A 3,943-nucleotide genomic window follows, 5' to 3' on the forward strand; every position below is an offset into this window, starting at 1 on the left:
TAGCCTTTGCCGCCTACGGACTTAAGGTGGGCAACATCAATTACGATACCACCTCCAAAGTAATGTGGGGTGAGTACAGGACCTGGAATCATCTAGAAGATTACGGGGAAGAAGTAAGTTACATCGCTATCGACTTTGGCTACAGCAAGGATAAGCGCAATGATAAAAAACAGATCAAGATCGGTCTAGGCACAACCAACGGTATAGTTACAGATGCCAAGGTGCTATCCGGCAATACCGATGATAAAACATACAACAAAGAAAACCTCGAGGATCTGGACCGGTTGTTAAAAACCATGAAAGTGGACCGTGATGATTTCTACTATATCGCCGATAGTGCCCTGTTTAGTGCAACCAATATTGAAAAAGCCAACCAGAATGGGATCCAATTCATTACCCGCATGCCGGATAATACCAAGCTCGCCCGCCAGTTATTAGCCACTGCCCTGCCCGAAGAGGCCCAACTGGTCGAGATCGAAAATGCCAGGGGGACAGCTGTAAGCTATGAGTTGATAGAGACCGAGGTTTTATACAATGAATATCAGTGCAAGGCTGCTGTCGTCTATTCCCACGCCCTCAAAGAGACCAAGCAGAAAAGCACGAACAAGAAGGTCGGCAAAGAACAGCAGAAGGTCACGAGGTCGATTAAAAAGTATAAGAAACGGACCTTTAAATGCCGGCCGGATGCGGAAAAGGAGATCGAACTCTTGCACAAGAAGCTGGGCTCTAAGCTTAAGTTTCATGAGCTTGAGTTCGAGATCAATGAGCTGAAGATCCGAAGACCCGGCAGACCCAGCAAGAACCCCGAAGATGATATCGCGAGGATTGAGTTTCAACTGGTGGTTACTGTAGTCTTGAATGAAGATAATGTTGCAGAAGAGCTCCGTAAGCAGTGCACGTTTATCCTCTGCAGTAATGATCTCGCTCTATCGGGTGCAAAAATGCTCCGGGAATACAAAACACAGAGTGATGTCGAAAAGCGGTTCAGGAATTTGAAATCACCTAAATATATGAACTCCGTATTTCTGAAAACGCCGAAAAGAGTGGAAGCCGTCATCTATCTGCTTCTTATTGGACTCATGCTCCTTACCATCGCGGAGATGGTTGTTCGTGAGGGTCTTAAGAGGACCAATGACCTGGTATATGGTATTGAACGGCGGAAACAAAAACGTCCCACACTTACATCTATACTGCAAATTATGGAGAGAATCCAGGTAGTGACTTATTCCGAAAACGGCAAACCTCGACGGATAGTTCGCAGCATAGATGAGAGCTGTCTCAAGATCATCAGCTTCTTGGGATTCACTGTAAGTGACTTCGCTTGGGAAGAAGATGGTTTCGATTCCTCGTAACAATGTAAAATACCATTTTTTAACTGTTGGTTTTTAATTCCTGATTATGCGGAATATGGTTATACTGCGAACTGTTCGCTGTTGAAGAGGATATTAAAACGATGAAAAAGGCCGTCTCTGAGAACGATTACAAGACGATTCAAACCCTGGTTCATACCCTAAAAGGAACAGGTGGTGGGTACGGCTTTGATGCCCTGACAAAATACGGGTTCGAGTTAGAGGAGGCTGCAAACGAAGAGGCAAAAAGCCAAATCCTGAACTTGATTGCAGAGCTGGAGGAGTATTTGGAAAAGGCAGAGATTATTTATAAGTAAAACTGTTACTATAAGGTTTATAGTACCATGGATAAGACAGGGTAACGTCAAAGTAAAGGATTATAAGAGACCTACAAGGATTATTATCAAGAATACGAGACTAATTATGCTATAAAACGTCTCTCAGTCTCTATAAAGCTCAAAAATTGCCTAAAAGGGCATAATAATCTCTAGGTACGACTGGTATAATCATATTTGGAACCATTTCATATTAAAGTCCCAGGAAGTCGAGGCATCGCAGCGGTTTCCAGGAAAAAACGCGCAGTGCCTGAGCTATGTTATCCAGCCGGGCTAAACGAAACAGGCTGATTGCTAAGTTGCGCAGGGTAGAAAATACTCGTGGTGCAGAACCTGTTCGGATCTGGCTTCTATCTTCATCAAAGGTCACATCCCGTACCCAATGCAGTTTATTCTCGATATGCCAGTGGTTTCGTACCAGGGAAAGCAGAGTTTCTGGGTCAGCTTCTTCAGGTGGTAAACTTGTAATTCCGTAAGCCGTCTCTCCCCGCTTATTCTCGCCATCCAGGTCAGTGATAGTGCGCTTTATGCGAAAAACCTGTTCTACATGGGGAAACTCTATGTAATCATTAATTTCGGTACTGGTATCGATCTTACGGGTTTCGATCCGACCATGCCCTTTATCGTGGCTGGTATAAGAGTCATCATAATCTTCCTCTGCAAGTGCAGCGATATCTTCGCGTAGCGTCTTCTGATTATCTTTAACCACAAAGACAAAATCGGCACCCTTTTCCTGCTGTATGTATTCAGCATGTTCCACCTGAGCGTGCATCGCATCCGCAGTAACCACTTTACCTTCTAACTCGAGATCCGCTAAAAGGGGTTTTACAGCCTTGATCTCATTCGTCTTATCTTCTACTTGTGACTGATTGAGTACCACACCTTCACCGTGGACGAGGGCAGCCATGATATGGACTGGTTTGCTCTGCTTGCTTCCTGAACCGCGTAAGGTTTTACCGTCCATAGCAATGGCCCACGAGGGGCATTTATCACCCAACCACTCATAGATAACCCGGTCTAGTTCATCAGGATCAACAGACTGTATAGTTCGGCGGATAGTGGGTTCACTGGGAGGGATGTATTTTTTCTGTTCTTCATGGTAGCGGCAACCGAGTCGGGCTAGAACCTCTTGGGACATGTTCTGAGCCCAATCTCCAATCGCAACAAAGCTTCGTGCTCCGGATAGTACGGCACAGATCGCCACGGCTAGTATGGATTCCTGTTTATGGCGGATCCCACGAGGTTTTCTCGAGTCGCTTACTTCTCGGAGCCGGTCTAAAAGACCACCATCATCTGCAATCTGTACCTTGTTGAGATCCATCTTTTCTTTCACCTCCGTAAGCAATGGCGAGAGAAAGGTGGTGGTTAAAAGCTTTTTCGCGTCCCGGCGCAAAGGGCGTACGAGCAATGTTTTCGGCTGGCCGTGGTAGTAGTAAGTCTGTCCGTTTCGACTATAGCCCCGCGTCTGACCTAATTCAATCCAACCACTCGCGCGATAACAGCTGCCCCGAAAACGACGGTCAACAAACGTCTCGACCAAAACGACAGGATGTCCGTATACCACTTGCCAGTCCGAGGCCAACCGCTCCAAGTTTAAGCTGAGCACTTTCGAGGCTAAGTTTCTAACCTTAATACCGGGCAAGATTAAAAAACGGGTGTTGTTTACTACATACTTAAGCCTCGTATCCCTCTGACTTGGTGACCATCCAATCCACTGTTCGCGATGCCGGCTTTTGTATGCTGCTGCTGCCCAGCCGAGCAAGGCAACACAGTGAGTATCCAAAGTGGCAATATATTTCATGGAGTTGCCCACTAAACAGTTAAAACCTAAATAATGGTGGGCGTCCATTACCTCATCCCACTCTGCTTCCTCGTCGGGATGGATCGGTCTTACGCGTAGCAGCTGTGGACGGTCTGTATATGTATTTTGCTGGTCTCTTGCTTGGATGTTCATATTTATATTATACAGCATCCTCGAATAAAAAACCAGGGGGAATCTCAACTTGCCGTCAATTCAAGAACAAGTATTACTTTGACGAGGCCCTGCCGGAAGGGCAGCGGTGACGCATACCCAAAAACCAAGGAAATTTTTACTGACTGAAGAAGCTCTGCACGAGAAAAATCAATCTTTGTACGAAGGCTCAACCTTAATAGCCATAAGTAGCAGTACTTTATCTTAGTTCACTAAAATTAGGGACAGAACTACCCCTGGGTCTTCTTCTAGCTTTTTTAACATTTCCACAACACTACCAGGCTATA

General features: G+C 45.7%; 3 protein-coding genes. 2 read left to right on the forward strand and 1 reads right to left on the reverse strand.

Annotated features, from left to right (window positions below):
• Both QZP87_RS11130 and QZP87_RS11135 read left to right on the forward strand, forming a co-directional pair.
• Positions 1-1,352: IS1634 family transposase (locus QZP87_RS11130; RefSeq protein ID WP_291322995.1), on the forward strand; the 1,352-nt coding region annotated here is incomplete at its 5' end.
• A gap of 92 nt (positions 1,353-1,444) precedes the next feature.
• Positions 1,445-1,666 carry an Hpt domain-containing protein gene (locus tag QZP87_RS11135; protein WP_291322997.1) on the forward strand — a complete coding sequence of 74 codons (222 nt, stop codon included), beginning with the start codon at positions 1,445-1,447 and terminating at the stop codon, positions 1,664-1,666.
• A 211-nt stretch (positions 1,667-1,877) separates the two neighbouring features.
• Here QZP87_RS11135 and QZP87_RS11140 read toward each other — a convergent pair whose 3' ends face one another.
• Positions 1,878-3,638 (reverse strand): ISAs1 family transposase, encoded by a 1,761-nt coding sequence (locus tag QZP87_RS11140; RefSeq protein ID WP_291322996.1) that lies wholly within the window; start codon positions 3,636-3,638, stop codon positions 1,878-1,880.
• Positions 3,639-3,943 lie beyond the last annotated feature (305 nt).

It is taken from the genome of Desulfonatronospira sp. (genome assembly GCA_003563255.1).
Lineage (GTDB): Bacteria > Desulfobacterota > Desulfovibrionia > Desulfovibrionales > Desulfonatronovibrionaceae > Desulfonatronospira.